The organism is Acidovorax sp. GW821-FHT09B03, assembly GCF_059418305.1.
The window spans coordinates 47,627-61,511 of the sequence record NZ_JBWKPP010000008.1 but is presented as its reverse complement, the minus strand read 5'-3'; the positions used below and the strand labels follow the sequence as shown (position 1 = coordinate 61,511).

General features: G+C 68.9%; 14 protein-coding genes. All 14 read left to right on the top strand.

Annotated features, from left to right (window positions below; genetic code table 11):
* The first annotated feature begins 72 nt into the window (after nt 1-72).
* Nucleotides 73-876, top strand: a complete 804-nt coding sequence (locus AC07PA_RS16105; protein ID WP_494606943.1) for an enoyl-CoA hydratase-related protein — start codon at nt 73-75, stop codon at nt 874-876.
* Nucleotides 877-888: 12 nt separating this feature from the next.
* Nucleotides 889-1,353 carry a hydroxyphenylacetyl-CoA thioesterase PaaI gene (gene paaI / locus AC07PA_RS16100; protein ID WP_494606945.1) on the top strand — a complete coding sequence of 155 codons (465 nt, stop codon included), beginning with the start codon at nt 889-891 and terminating at the stop codon, nt 1,351-1,353.
* Between the two features lie 30 nt (nt 1,354-1,383).
* Nucleotides 1,384-2,691, top strand: coding sequence for a phenylacetate--CoA ligase PaaK (gene paaK, locus AC07PA_RS16095; protein ID WP_494606947.1), 1,308 nt, complete (start codon nt 1,384-1,386; stop codon nt 2,689-2,691).
* A gap of 29 nt (nt 2,692-2,720) precedes the next feature.
* Nucleotides 2,721-3,728, top strand: coding sequence for a 1,2-phenylacetyl-CoA epoxidase subunit PaaA (gene paaA, locus AC07PA_RS16090; RefSeq protein WP_494606949.1), 1,008 nt, complete (start codon nt 2,721-2,723; stop codon nt 3,726-3,728).
* Nucleotides 3,729-3,753: 25 nt separating this feature from the next.
* A complete protein-coding gene (paaB, locus tag AC07PA_RS16085; RefSeq protein WP_186457925.1) occupies nt 3,754-4,083 on the top strand; it encodes a 1,2-phenylacetyl-CoA epoxidase subunit PaaB in 330 nt (109 codons plus the stop codon).
* A gap of 11 nt (nt 4,084-4,094) precedes the next feature.
* Nucleotides 4,095-4,871 (top strand): 1,2-phenylacetyl-CoA epoxidase subunit PaaC, encoded by a 777-nt coding sequence (gene paaC / locus AC07PA_RS16080; RefSeq protein WP_494606951.1) that lies wholly within the window; start codon nt 4,095-4,097, stop codon nt 4,869-4,871.
* The gene (paaD, locus tag AC07PA_RS16075; protein WP_494606953.1) at nt 4,871-5,425 is read left to right on the top strand and encodes a 1,2-phenylacetyl-CoA epoxidase subunit PaaD; all 555 of its coding nucleotides are present in this window, start codon (nt 4,871-4,873) and stop codon (nt 5,423-5,425) included. The genes paaC and paaD overlap by 1 nt, the downstream gene beginning before the upstream one ends.
* A gap of 34 nt (nt 5,426-5,459) precedes the next feature.
* Nucleotides 5,460-6,545 carry a 1,2-phenylacetyl-CoA epoxidase subunit PaaE gene (paaE, locus tag AC07PA_RS16070; RefSeq protein ID WP_145697153.1) on the top strand — a complete coding sequence of 362 codons (1,086 nt, stop codon included), beginning with the start codon at nt 5,460-5,462 and terminating at the stop codon, nt 6,543-6,545.
* A 134-nt stretch (nt 6,546-6,679) separates the two neighbouring features.
* Nucleotides 6,680-7,309 (top strand): TetR-type transcription factor C-terminal domain-containing protein, encoded by a 630-nt coding sequence (locus AC07PA_RS16065; protein WP_145697154.1) that lies wholly within the window; start codon nt 6,680-6,682, stop codon nt 7,307-7,309.
* Nucleotides 7,310-7,436: 127 nt separating this feature from the next.
* Nucleotides 7,437-8,591 (top strand): ABC transporter substrate-binding protein, encoded by a 1,155-nt coding sequence (locus AC07PA_RS16060; RefSeq protein ID WP_494606956.1) that lies wholly within the window; start codon nt 7,437-7,439, stop codon nt 8,589-8,591.
* Nucleotides 8,592-8,702: 111 nt separating this feature from the next.
* On the top strand, nt 8,703-9,731 hold the full coding sequence (locus AC07PA_RS16055) for a branched-chain amino acid ABC transporter permease (RefSeq protein WP_218296910.1): 1,029 nt from the start codon (nt 8,703-8,705) through the stop codon (nt 9,729-9,731).
* Nucleotides 9,728-11,638: a branched-chain amino acid ABC transporter ATP-binding protein/permease gene (locus AC07PA_RS16050; protein WP_494606958.1), complete on the top strand. Its 1,911-nt coding sequence runs from the start codon at nt 9,728-9,730 to the stop codon at nt 11,636-11,638. Before AC07PA_RS16055 ends, AC07PA_RS16050 begins: the two co-directional genes overlap by 4 nt.
* Nucleotides 11,635-12,390, top strand: coding sequence for an ABC transporter ATP-binding protein (locus AC07PA_RS16045; RefSeq protein ID WP_494606960.1), 756 nt, complete (start codon nt 11,635-11,637; stop codon nt 12,388-12,390). The genes AC07PA_RS16050 and AC07PA_RS16045 overlap by 4 nt, the downstream gene beginning before the upstream one ends.
* A 119-nt stretch (nt 12,391-12,509) precedes the next feature.
* Nucleotides 12,510-13,676 (top strand): ABC transporter substrate-binding protein, encoded by a 1,167-nt coding sequence (locus AC07PA_RS16040; protein WP_494606962.1) that lies wholly within the window; start codon nt 12,510-12,512, stop codon nt 13,674-13,676.
* Nucleotides 13,677-13,885: the final 209 nt, after the last annotated feature.

Here is a 13,885-nt window from a genome sequence, read left to right as displayed (position 1 = left end):
CCGAACGGTCGGTCAATAATGTTTGCGATCGCTCAACACCAGATTTCCCCACCTTGATAGGCAGGAGCATCCATGTCTGAACCCCTGGTCCTCGTGACGCAGTCGGGCGCCGTGCAAACGCTGGCGCTCAACCGGCCCGCCGCGCTCAACAGCTTCACGGCCGAGCTGCATGCCCAGTTGCTGACTGCGCTGGAGGCGGCCGCAGCCAATGCCGAGGTGCGTTGCGTGGTGCTCACGGGCTCGGGCCGGGCCTTCTGCGCGGGGCAGGACCTGGCCGACCCGGCCGTGGCGCCCGACCTCACGCCGGGCGCCGCACCCAAGGACCTGGGCGAGGTGATCGACAAGCTGTACGGCCCCCTGTGCCTGCGCATCCGCAGCATGCCCATCCCCGTGGTGGCCGCCGTCAACGGTGTGGCCGCCGGCGCGGGCGCCAACCTGGCGCTGGGTTGTGACCTGGTGCTGGCTGCGCGCTCGGCCAGCTTCATCCAGGCCTTCACCAAGATCGGCCTGGTCCCCGACACCGGCGGCACCTGGCTGCTGCCGCGCCTGGTTGGCCGCGCCCAGGCTCTGGGCCTGGCGCTGCTGGGCGACAAGCTGCCAGCGGCCGATGCCGAGCGCCTGGGCCTGATCTGGCGCTGCGTGGACGATGCGGCGCTGCAGGACGAAGCGCGGGCCCTGGCCCAGCGGCTGGCCGCCATGCCCGTGAAGGCGCTGGTCGCCACGCGCAATGCGATCGATGCCGCTGCGCAGATGGACTACGGCCAGGCCCTGGCCCGCGAGGCGGCCGTGCAGCGCACGCTGGGCGCCTCGGCCGACTACCGCGAGGGCGTCGAGGCCTTCATCGGCAAGCGCGCCCCCGTCTTCAAAGACCGCTGATCGAGTAGCCCCATGGATTCCTCTGCCACCGCCATGGACCCCCAGGCCATCGCCGAGCATGTGCGCGCCGGCATGCTCGCCAACGACCGCGCCACGCAGGGCCTGGGCATCGCCATCACCGCCATCGCACCAGGGCAGGCCACGCTCGAGATGACCGTGCGTGCCGACATGCTCAACGGTTTTGCCATCTGCCACGGCGGCTTCATCACCACGCTGGCCGACTCGGCGTTCGCCTTCTCGTGCAATGCGCGCAACGAGATGACCGTGGCCTCGGGCCTGTCCATCGACTTCCTGGCACCCGCACGCGAGGGCGACCGCCTCACGGCCGTGGCCACCGAGGTCTCGCTGGCCGGCCGCACCGGCGTGTACGACGTGAACGTGCACAACCAGCGCGGCGAGGCCATCGCCGTGTTCCGCGGCCGCTCGTACTGCATGAAGGGCAAGCCCACCGTGCCGCTGGACGCTGCCGCCCGCTGACCCCCTACCCAGAACCCACAGGAGACATCCATGGCCGTGCGCCAACCTGCCCCAGGCGACCTGGAGCCCATCGAAATCGCCAGCCGCGACGAGGTCCAGGCCCTGCAGCTGCAGCGCCTGCGCTGGACGCTGCAGCACGCCTACGACAACGTGCCGCACTACCAACGCGCCTTCGATGCCAAGGGCGTGCACCCGTCGGACCTCAAGCAGCTGTCCGACCTCTCCAAGTTCCCCTTCACGGTCAAGAAAGACCTGCGCGACAACTACCCCTTCGGCATGTTCGCCGTGCCGCGCGAAAAGGTGGCCCGTATCCACGCCTCCTCGGGCACCACGGGCAAGCCCACGGTGGTGGGCTACACCTTGAAGGACATCGATACCTGGGCCGACCTGGTGGCACGGTCCATCCGCGCGGCCGGCGGGCGCGCGGGCGACCTGATCCACATCGCCTATGGCTACGGCCTGTTCACGGGCGGCCTGGGCGCGCACTACGGCGCCGAGCGCGCGGGCTGCACGGTGATCCCCATGTCGGGCGGCCAGACCGAAAAGCAGGTGCAGCTGATCCGCGACTTCGGGCCCAGCATCATCATGGTCACGCCCTCGTACATGCAGGTCATCAACGAGGAGTTCGTGCGCCAGGGGCTGGACCCGCGCGAGAGCTCGCTCAAGGTCGGCATCTTCGGCGCCGAGCCCTGGACCGAGGCCATGCGCCGCGAGATCGAGACCAAGGCCGGCATCGACGCGGTGGACATCTACGGCCTGTCCGAAGTGATGGGTCCGGGCGTGGCCAGCGAGTGCATCGAGAGCAAGGACGGCCCCGTGGTCTGGGAAGACCACTTCTACCCCGAGATCATCGACCCCGAGACGGGCGAGGTGCTGCCCGACGGCCAGGAGGGCGAACTCGTCTTCACCTCGCTGAGCAAGGAGGCGCTGCCCATGATCCGCTACCGCACGCGCGACCTCACGCGCCTCTTGCCGCCCACCTCGCGCGCCTTCCGCCGCATGGGCAAGATCGTGGGCCGCTCGGACGACATGCTCATCATCCGCGGCGTGAACGTGTTCCCTACGCAGATCGAAGAGATCGTGCTGCAGAACGAAAAACTCTCGGGCCAGTACCAGATCCTCGTGGCGCGCGACGGCAACCTCGACCAGGTGACCGTGCGCTGCGAGCTGCAGCCCGGCGTGGCCGATGGCGAGCGCCCGGACCTCACCGGTTGGGTGCAGCAGCGCATCAAGACCCTGGTGGGCATCACCTGCCAGGTCGAGGTGCTGGCCACCGATTCCATCGAACGCACGCTGGTGGGCAAGGCCCGCCGCGTGATCGACCAGCGCGCGCGCTGAAGCAGCCCCCCGAACGAAAGGACACCACCATGTACACCCAGGCCATGGACACCATGGGCAAGGAAGGCGGCGACGCCAAGGCCCTGCGCAGCGCCGAGGAGATGCAGCGCCAGGAAGCGTTCGATGCGCGCATCGACGCCGGTGAATTCATCGAGGCCAAGGACTGGATGCCCGACCACTACCGCAAGACCCTGCTGCGCCAGATCAGCCAGCATGCGCACTCGGAGATCGTCGGCATGCTGCCCGAGGGCAACTGGATATCGCGCGCCCCCACGCTCAAGCGCAAGGCCATCCTGCTGGCCAAGGTGCAGGACGAGGGCGGCCATGGCCTGTACCTGTACGCCGCGGCCGAGACCCTGGGGACCTCGCGCGACCAGATGCTGGATGCCCTGCACACCGGGCGCGCCAAGTACAGCTCCATCTTCAACTACCCCACGCTGACCTGGGCCGACATGGGCACCATCGGCTGGCTGGTCGATGGCGCGGCCATCATGAACCAGGTGCCGATCTGCCGCTGCTCCTACGCGCCGTATGCACGGGCCATGGTGCGCATCTGCCGGGAAGAGAGCTTCCACCAGCGCCAGGGCTACGACGCGCTGCTCACCATGATGCAGCAGGGCACCGACGCCCAGCGCGCCATGGTGCAGGACGCGGTGAACCGCTGGTGGTGGCCCTCCATCATGATGTTTGGCCCGCCCGACGACCAGTCGCCCAACTCCGCGCAGTCCATGCGCTGGGGCATCAAGCGCATCTCCAACGACACGCTGCGCCAGAAGTTCATCGACGCCACGGTCGAGCAGGCCCGCGTGCTCGGCGTGGCCCTGCCCGACCCCGACCTGAAGTGGAACGAAGAACGCCAGGCGCACGACTACGGTGCCATCGACTGGAGCGAGTTCTGGCGCGTGATCGGCGGCGACGGCCCCTGCAACGAAGAACGCCTGGGCGCGCGCGTCAAGGCCTGGGACGACGGCGCCTGGGTGCGCGAAGCCGCCCTGGCCCATGCCGCCAAGCACGCCCCGGTGCGCGCTGCCGCCTGATTCCACCGAGATCCGAGATTTCCCCATGACGACCCCATCCTCTCCCTCCACCCCCGCCGCCGATCCCGCGATGGCCACCGAATGGCCGCTGTGGGAAGTCTTCGTGCGCAGCAAGGCCGGCCTGGACCACAAGCACTGCGGCAGCCTGCATGCGGCCGACCCGCGCATGGCCATCCAGCTGGCGCGCGACGTCTACACCCGGCGCCAGGAAGGCACCAGCGTCTGGGTCGTGCGCTCCGACCAGATCGTGGCCAGCGACCCCGGCGAGAAATCCATGTACTTCGACCCGGCGCAGGACAAGGTCTACCGCCACCCCACCTTCTACGTGCTGCCCGAGTCCGTGGACCACATGTGAGCGCCACTGCCATGCAAGCCACCAGCATCCACATCAGCCAGGACCCGGGCGTGCAGTACCTGCTGCGCATCGGCGATACCTGCCTCGTCCTGGCCCAGCGCCTGTCCGAATGGTGCGGCCACGGCCCCGTGCTCGAAGAGGACATCGCCCTGTCCAACATGGCGCTCGACCTCGTGGGCCAGGCGCGCGCCGTGCTCACCCGGGCCGGCCAGATCGAAGGCCGCGGCCACGACGAGGACCAACTGGCCTTCCTGCGCGACGAGCGTGACTATGTCAACCTGACCCTGGTGGAGCTGCCGCGCGGCGACTTCGCCTTCACCATGGTGCGCAATGCCATGGTGGCCACCCTCTTCAAGCTGCTGTGGGAGCGCCTGGCCAGCTCCAGCGACACGGAGCTGGCCGCCATTGCCGGCAAGGCCGTCAAGGAGGCGCGCTACCACCAGCAGCATGCGGCCGACTGGGTCGTGCGCCTGGGCGACGGCACGGCCGAATCGCGCCGCCGCACCGAAGCGGCCCTCAAGGCCCTGTGGCGCTACACGCCCGAGCTGTTCGTGGTCGATGCGGTGGACGAATCCGCCCACGCCACGGGTCTGGGCCCGCGCTGGGCCGACCTCAAGGACGCCTGGACCGGCGAGATGGCACAGATCCTGGCCGCTGCCAGCCTGGCCACGCCCCAGGAGTCGGCGTTTCGCAGCACCGGCAAGCAGGGCGTGCACAGCGAGCACATGGGCTACATCCTGACCGAGATGCAGCACCTGCAGCGCAGCTTTCCCGGGGGCGTGTGGTGATGGTGGCCGAAGCCATCGACCGCCCGGACGCAGCGGACACCTTCGCCGACGCACGCATCGCGCGCGCGTGGGAGGTGCTCGACGGCGTGCCCGATCCCGAGGTGCCCGCGGTCTCCGTGTGCGACCTGGGTATCGTGCGCGACGTGCGCCTGGCGGGCGATGGCCTGGAGATCGTGCTCACCCCCACCTATTCGGGCTGCCCGGCCACCGAGGTGATCGAGCACGACGTGCTCGCCGCCATCGTGGCGGCCGGCCTCGGCCCGGCCCACGCCACGCTGCAGCGCGCCCCGGCCTGGACCACCGACTGGATCACCGCGCGCGGCCGCGCGCGCCTGCTGGCCTACGGCATCGCGCCGCCGGGCCCGCTGCCGCCGGGCACCGAGGTGCCGCTGCGCTTCATGCCGCGCACCCATGCGGCTACTCCGGCGCTGGCCTGCCCGCGCTGCGGCAGCCTGCAGACCGAGCGGCTCTCGGCCTTCGGCTCCACGGCCTGCAAGGCGCTGTACCGCTGCATGGCCTGCCGCGAGCCCTTCGAGCACTTCAAGCCCTTGTGAAGCACCCTTCTTCGCCCCCACCCAAGACACCGACATGAGCGTCATCTTCCATCCCCTGCGCGTGCGCGCCATCGAGCCCGACACGGCCGAGGCCGTCATCGTCTCCTTCGACGTGCCGCCCGAGCTGCGCGAAGTCTTCGGCTTCACCCAGGGCCAGTACCTCACGCTGCGCACCGACATCGGCGGCCAGGACCTGCGCCGCTCGTACTCCATCTGCGCCGGCGTGGACGACGCCGAGCTGCGCGTGGGCGTGCGCAAGGTCAACGGCGGCGTGTTCTCCAACTGGATCAACGCGCAGCTGCAGGTGGGCGACACGCTGCAGGTCATGGCGCCGCAAGGCCGCTTCTTCGTGCCGATCCAGGCCGCCGCGCAGCGCCACTACCTGGGGATCGCGGGCGGCAGCGGCATCACGCCCATCCTGTCCATCATGAAGACGGTGCTCGCGCGCGAACCCGGCAGCCGCTTCACGCTGATCTACGGCAACCGCACGCTGCAGTCCACCATGTTCAAGGAGGAGATCGAGGACCTCAAGAACCGCTACCTCACGCGCCTGGTGCTGCACCATGTGTTCTCGGCCGAGCAGACCGACGCGCCGCTGAACATGGGCTTCGTGAACCGCGAGAAGCTCGCCGAGTTTCTGAAGGCCCTGATCCCCGCGCAGAAGATCGACGAGGCCTTCATCTGCGGCCCCTTCCAGATGAACGACGAGGCCGAGGCCGCGCTGCTGGCCGGCGGCGTGCCGGCCGAGCGCATCCACGTGGAGCGCTTCGGCGTGGCCCTGCCGGCGGGTGGGCAGGTCGGCGCCGTGGTTCACGAGGCGTTGCCCGGCGACGCCAAGACCTCCCGCATCGCCATCGTGCGCGACGGCCTGCGGCGCGAATTCCCGTTCTCGGGCGAGCAGGCCAGCATCCTCGATGCGGCCTCGGCCGCCGGGCTGGAGGTGCCGTTCTCGTGCACCTCGGGCGTGTGCGGCACCTGCCGCGCCAAGTGCGTGCAGGGCGAGGTGCGCATGGAGCGCAACTTCGCTCTCGACAAGGCCGAGGTGGCCGCCGGCTTCGTGCTGACCTGCCAGTGCCGGCCCCTGACCGACAGCGTGGTGCTGTCGTTCGACGAACGTTGATGGTCGCGATGACGGCATCCACCGCTGCACGCGCTGCCGGGTCCCGCAGGGGATTCGGGAGGCGAGGGGCCACGGTGCCGGCGCATGCGGCAAGATGGCGGCCCTTCACTACCGGATGCAAAGGAAATCTGCCCATGGCCCGAGGACGCTCCCCCGGATACGACGACCAGCGCGAATTGATCCTCCGCCATGCCGCCGAGCTGTTTGCACGCCGCGGCTATCCGGCCACGTCGATGAACGAGGTGGCCGAGGCCTGCGGCCTGTCCAAGCCCACGCTGTACCACTACTTTCGCGACAAGTACAACCTGCTCGTGCACATCGCCGACGGCCACGTCTCGCGCCTGCAGGCGCTGGTGGAAGAAGTCGAAGCCAAGCAGCTCGCGCCCGAGGCGCGGCTGCGCGAGCTGATCCACCGCTTCGTCGAGGAGTATGCCGAGGCCCAGCACGCCCACCGCGTGCTGACCGAGGACGTGCGCTTCCTGCAAGCCGAGGACAGCGAGCGCATCCTGGGCAAGGAACGCGCCGTGGTGGCCGTTTTTGCAGAGGCGCTGGCGCAGATGCGGCCCGACACCGATGCCGCCGGCCTGACCAAGGCATTGACCATGCTGCTGTTCGGCATGATCAACTGGATGTTCACCTGGCTCAAGCCCGATGGAGAACTCGACTACGAGACGATGGCACCCATCGTGGCCGACCTGTTCTTTGGCGGCGTGCCCGCGGTGCGCATGCCCCCGCCTCTGGCCGAAAGGCCGCCCCGCCCATGACAATGCCGATCCACGCACACCGCAGTGCACCCACCACCGGCCGCGAAGAGCCGGGTCCAGCCCAGAGCAACGCTCTGCGCTGACTTTTTTCCTTCTTTCTTCACAACGATCCACAGGAGACAAAAGCATGAAATCCCGCTTCGCACAACTCGCGCTCGTGGCCGCAGCCGCCGCCATGGCCTGCGGCGCCGCCCTGGCCGACATCACCGTCGGCGTCACGGTGTCGGCCACCGGCCCGGCCGCCTCGCTGGGCATTCCCGAGAAGAACACCATCGCCCTGATGCCGCGCACCATCGGCGGCCAGAAGGTCAACTACATCGTGCTCGACGATGCCTCAGACACGACCACGGCCGTGGGCAACACGCGCAAGCTGATCAGCGAAAGCAAGGTCGACATCATCCTGGGATCGAGCACCACGCCCAACTCGCTGGCCATGATCGACGTGGTCGCCGAGGCGCAGACGCCCATGATCTCCATGGCCGCCTCGGCGCGCATCGTCGAGCCCATGGACGCCAAGAAGAAGTGGGTCTTCAAGACCCCGCAGAACGACATCATGATGTCGCTGGCCATCGTGGACCACATGGCCAACGCCGGCGTGAAGACCGTGGCCTTCATCGGCTTTGCCGACGCCTACGGCGAAGGCTGGTACCAGGAGTTCGGCAAGGCCGCCGCCATCAAGAAGATCCAGATCGTGGCCAACGAGCGCTATGCGCGCACCGACACCTCGGTGACCGGCCAGACGCTGAAGATGATCTCGGCCAAGCCTGACGCGGTGCTCATCGCCGGCTCCGGCACGCCGGCCGCATTGCCCCAGAAGGCGCTCAAGGAGCGCGGCTTTGCCGGCAAGGTCTACCAGACCCACGGCGTGGCCAATGCCGACTTCCTGCGCGTGGGCGGCAAGGACGTGGAAGGCACCTTCCTGCCCTCCGGCCCCGTGCTCGTGGCTTCGCAGCTGCCCGCCTCGCACCCGGTGAAGAAGTCGGCCAGCGCCTATGTGGCTGCCTACGAGGCCGCCCACGGCAAGGACAGCGTCTCCACCTTCGGCGCCCACGGCTGGGACGCCGGCGTGCTGATGGCCGCTGCCGTGCCCGTGGCCCTCAAGAAGGCCAAGCCCGGCACCGTGGAGTTCCGCGCCGCGCTGCGCGATGCGCTCGAGCAGATCAAGGAAGTGCCCGGCGCCCACGGCATCTTCAACATGTCCGAGAACGACCACCTGGGACTGGACCAGCGCGCCCGCGTGATGGTCAAGATCGAGAACGGCACCTGGAAGTACCAGCCCTGACCGAGCAGAGCGAGGTCTGATGGCGCAGATGCGAGGGCGGCGGGCCGATGAAGTGCCCGCTGCCTGCGCAGCCCTGCGGCCTGCCTGCCTTCAATAGACAGAAAGCCGAATATGGATTTGCAGATCGCCCTGCTCTTGGGGCAGGACGGCATTGTCAACGGCGCCATCTATGGACTGATGGCGCTGGCGCTGGTGCTGGTTTTTTCCGTGACCCGGGTGATCTTCATCCCCCAGGGCGAGTTCGTGGCCTTCGGGGCGCTGACCATGGCCATGATGCAGGGCGGGCGCATTCCCGCCACGCTGTGGCTGCTGCTGGGCATGGCCGCCGTGGTGCTGGTGGTCGAGGTGGTGCGCTTTCAGCGCGGCAGCCCCGTGAACTGGCCCGCCACCGTGGTCTGGTGCCTGGTGCTGCCGCTGCTGGCCACAGCGCTGATCCTAGGGCTGCGTCCGACGTCCCTGGGCATGCAGGCGCTCACCACGCTGATCCTGATCACGCCCATGGGGCCGCTGCTGTACCGCCTGGCCTATCGCCCGCTGGCCGATGCCACGGTGCTGATGCTGCTCATCGTCTCGGTGGCGCTGCATGGCGTGCTGGTGGGCCTGGGCCTGCTGTTCTTCGGCGCCGAAGGCTCGCGCACGCCACCGTTCTCGGAGGCGCGCTTCGACCTCGGCGGCATTCCCGTCTCGGGCCAGTCGCTGGTGGTGCTGGGTGTCACGCTGGCGCTGGTGATGCTGCTGTTCCTGTTCTTCGGCCGCTCCATGGTCGGCAAGGCGCTGCGCGCCACGGCCCTCAACCGCGTGGGGGCGCGCCTCATGGGCATTCCCACCGAGCTGTCGGGCGATGTGAGCTTCGCCCTGGCCGCGCTGATCGGCGCGGTCTCGGGCCTGTTGATCGCCCCGCTCACCACCGTGTACTACGACACGGGTTTTCTGATCGGCCTCAAGGGCTTCGTCGCGGCCATCGTGGGCGGCCTGGGCAGCTACCCCATGGCGCTGCTCGGCGCGCTGATCGTGGGCCAGCTGGAGGCCTTTGCTTCGTTCTGGGCCAGTGCCTACAAGGAGGTTCTCGTGTTCACCCTGATCGTGCCCGTGCTGTGGTGGCGTTCGCTCAACAGCCGCCATGTGGAGGATGAGGAATGACCGCGCCCGTCAAGACAGATATGGCTGCCGGCGCACACGATGCAGGCACCTCGCGCGGCATCGCCACGCGCACCCAGCTGACGCTGGCGGCCGTGGCGCTGCTGGCCCTGTGCTGGGGCTTCCTGCCCGACTTCACCGTGGTCGTGCTCAGCTACATCGGCCTGTACGCCATCGTCGCGGCGGGCCTGGTCATGCTCACCGGCGTGGGCGGCATGACCTCCTTCGGCCAGGCGGCCTTCGTGGGCGTCGGGGCCTATGCCACGGCCTGGATCTGCACGGCGCCCGCGTCGGTGCAGGCGCTCTCGGGCCTGGTCGGCATGGCCGGCCTGCCCTGGGTGGGCCTGGTGCTGGGCCTTACGATCACCTTCGCGCTGGCCTGGGGCCTGGGCTCGGTCACGCTCAAGCTCTCGGGCCACTACCTGCCGCTGTGCACCATCGCCTGGGGCCTGTCGCTGTACTACCTGTTCGGCAACATGGAATTCCTCGGCGGGCAGACCGGCATCACCGGCATCCCGCCGCTCATCGTGGCCGGCGTCTCGCTGGCCTCGCCGCGCGCCATCGGCGTGCTGATCTGGGCGGTGCTGCTGGTGTCGCTGTGGCTGCTGCACAACCTGCTCGACTCGCGCGAGGGCCGCGCCATCCGCGCGCTCAAGGGCGGGCGGGTGATGGCCGAGTCCATGGGCGTGGACACGGCGCGTTACCGCATCAAGCTTTTCGTGCTGGCGGCGCTGCTGGCGGCGATCTCGGGCTGGCTGTATGCGCACCTGCAGCGCTTTGTCAGCCCCACGCCGTTCAACCTCAACATCGGCATCGAATACCTGTTCATGGCCGTGGTCGGTGGTGCCGGCCACCTCTGGGGTGCGGTGCTGGGCGCCACCCTCATCACCCTGCTCAAGGAAAAGCTGCAGGACGTGCTGCCCTCGCTGCTGGGCACCAGCGGCAACTTCGAGGTCATCGTCTTCGGCCTGCTCATGGTCTTCGTGCTGCAGCGCTTTGCCGACGGCCTGTGGCCCACGCTGAACCGCCTGGGCGAGCGCTGGCTGCGCCGCGAGGCGCCGCGCACGGCAGGCCAGGCCACCGAACTGGCGCAGCGCACGCTGCCCGCGGCTGGCACGGTGCTGCTGCAGGCGCGCAACGTGACCAAGCGCTTCGGCGGCCTGGTCGCCAACAACAACGTCTCCATGGACGTGAAGGCCGGCGAGGTGCATGCGCTGATCGGGCCCAACGGCGCCGGCAAGAGCACCTTCTTCAACATGGTCTCGGGCGTGGACGACGCCACCGAAGGCGAGGTGCGCCTGGTGGACCAGGCCATGCTGCGCCGCCCCTCGCGCGCCTTCGCCCGCCTGGGCATGGCGCGCACCTTCCAGCACGTGCGCCTGCTGGGCCAGCGCAGCGTGGTCGAGAACGTCGCCCTGGGCGCGCACCAGCGTGCGCACCGCGGCTGGCTCGCCTCCATGCTGCGCCTGGACCGCGCCGAAGAGGCGGCCCTGCTGGCCGAGGCGCGCCGCCAGATCGAGCGCTGCGGCCTGGGGGTCCATGCCGATGCGCCCGCCGCCTCGCTGGCCCTGGGGCAGCAGCGCATCGTCGAGATCGCGCGTGCCCTGGCCGGCCAGCCGGCCATCCTGCTGCTCGACGAACCCGCCGCCGGCCTGCGCCACCTGGAAAAGAAGGCCCTGGCCGACCTGCTGCGCCAACTGCGCGCCGAGGGCCTGGGCATCCTGGTGGTGGAGCATGACATGGAGTTCGTGATGAACCTGGCCGACCGCATCACCGTGCTGGAGTTCGGCACCGTGATCGCCGAGGGCACGCCCGCACAGGTGCAGAGCAACCAGCGCGTGCTCGATGCCTACCTGGGTGGCGCCGACGACGACCTGCCCGCCGCCATTGCTGAAGGAGCCACCGCATGACCGCCTTGCTGCAACTGCAGGACCTCTCCGTGTCGTACGGCCAGGTGGAAGCCGTCCACCAGGTCCGGCTCGATGTGAACGAGGGCGAGATCGTCACCGTCATCGGCCCCAACGGCGCCGGCAAGACCACCTTGCTGTGTGCAGCCATGGGGCTGCTGCCGGCCACCGGCTCCATCGCCCTGGCCGGCGAGCGCATCGCCCGCCCCAGCGTGGAGGCCATGGTGGCGCGCGGCGTGGCCCTGGTGCCCGAAAAGCGCGAACTCTTCGGCGAGATGTCGGTGGAGGACAACCTGCTGCTCGGCGGCTTTTCGCGCTGGCGCAAGGGGCAGCGTGACCAGGCGCAACGCATGGAAGAAGTGTTCGGCATCTTCCCGCGCCTGCGCGAGCGCCGCCCGCAACTGGCCTCCACGCTATCGGGCGGCGAGCGGCAGATGCTGGCCATCGGCCGTGCGCTGATGGCCCGCCCGCGCCTGTTGATGCTCGATGAGCCCTCGCTCGGCCTGGCCCCGCTGATCGTGCGCGAGGTGCTGCAGGTGGTGTCCTCGCTGCGCGCGCACGGCGTATCGGTACTGCTCGTGGAGCAGAACGCGCGCGCCGCGCTGCGCGTGGCCGACCGGGCCTATGTGCTGGAGATGGGCGCGGTGGCGCTGACGGGCGCTGCGCAGGATTTGCTCAACGACCGCCGCATCATCGACACCTACCTGGGCATGGGCGGGTCGGCGCACGCCCAGGCCGAGCCCGCGGCCCATTGAGCCTGCAGAGGACCGCCGTGTAACGCAGCGACCGTCCCGTTTTCACCCTTTCGCAGGCCCTGGGGCTGCGGAAGGGTTTTTGCGTTGTGAAGATCCATAAATACGACAGGAGACAAAGCATGAAGACAGGCGTTCGGCCGGGGTTGGCGCGCAGGGAGTTTTTGCGTTCGGGTGGGGCATTGGCCGCGGGCCTGGCGGGCACGGCCTGGGCCCAGGACAGCGCGGGCGGGGCCGATGGCGAGATCGTGATCGGCCAGTCCTGCCAATTGAGCGGTCCACTGGCCGCGCTCACCACCGAGGTGCGCCAGGGCGCAAGCCTCTACTTCGACCACGTGAATGCCTCGGGCGGCGTGCGCGGCCGCAAGATCCGCGTGGTCGCCATCGACGACGCCTACGACCCCAAGAAGGCCGCCGAGAACACGAAGAAGCTGATCGACGAGGACAAGGTGCTGGCGCTGTTCCAGTACGCCGGCACGCCGCCCGCGCTGGCCGCCCTGCCGATTGCCGAGGAGCGCGGCGTGCCCTTCATCGCGCCGTTCACCGGCTCGGACGGCCTGCGCCAGCCTGGCAGCCGCTATGTCTTCAACATCAAGGCCGGCTATGCGGCCGAGCTCGACGCCACGGTCAAGCAACTGGCCTCGGTGGGCATCTCGCGCATCGCCGCGGTCTACCTCAACAACCCGTTCGGCACGGGCGGACTGGCCTCGGTCGAGAAGTCCGTGCAGGTCCACAAGGTGACCCTGGCGGTCAAGGCCCCGCTGGAGGTGGACGGCTCGAAGATGGCGGACGCCGTGGCCACCGTGGCCAAGGAGTCGCCCCAGGCCATCATCGTCATCAGCGCGGGCAAGCCCAGCGTGGATTTCGTCGATGCCTACCTGGCAGCCGGCCACCGCTCCACCTTCTACATGCTCTCGGTGATCAGCAATTCCCAGCTCGTGAAAGCACTGGGCGAGCGCGCGCGCGGCGTGGTGGTGTCGCAGGTCGTGCCCTCGCCCTGGAACCAGAGCATGCCGATCTCGCGCGAGTTCCAGACCCTGGCCAAGGCCCGGGGCATCACCGAGTACACCTTCAGCCAGATGGAGGGCTTCATCTCCGCCCGCTTCCTGGTCGAGGCGCTGCAGCGTGCCGGCGCCAAGCCCACCCGCGCCGGCCTGGTCCAGGCCATGGAGTCGATGAAGAACCTGAACCTGGGCGGCTACCCCGTGGAGCTGTCGGCCACGCAACACAGCTCGGGCAAGTTCGTCGATCTGCTCATGATGGGCCGCGACGGCCGATTCACGAAGTAGGAGCGACTCAAAAACTCTTCTGGCGTCGTTGCTGCGTCTTGTCGTACTAGAGCCTGTCCACGGCCTTTTACGGGGATGCGCATGCAGTCCACGGTGCGTCCGTCTAGGCGCGCGCCGCTGCCCATGCCGGTGGCATGGGCAAGGTGGGCAACGACGAGGGGCGGGGCGTGGGCTGCATGCCCTTCGGGTTGCCACCTCCGTCAGGCCCA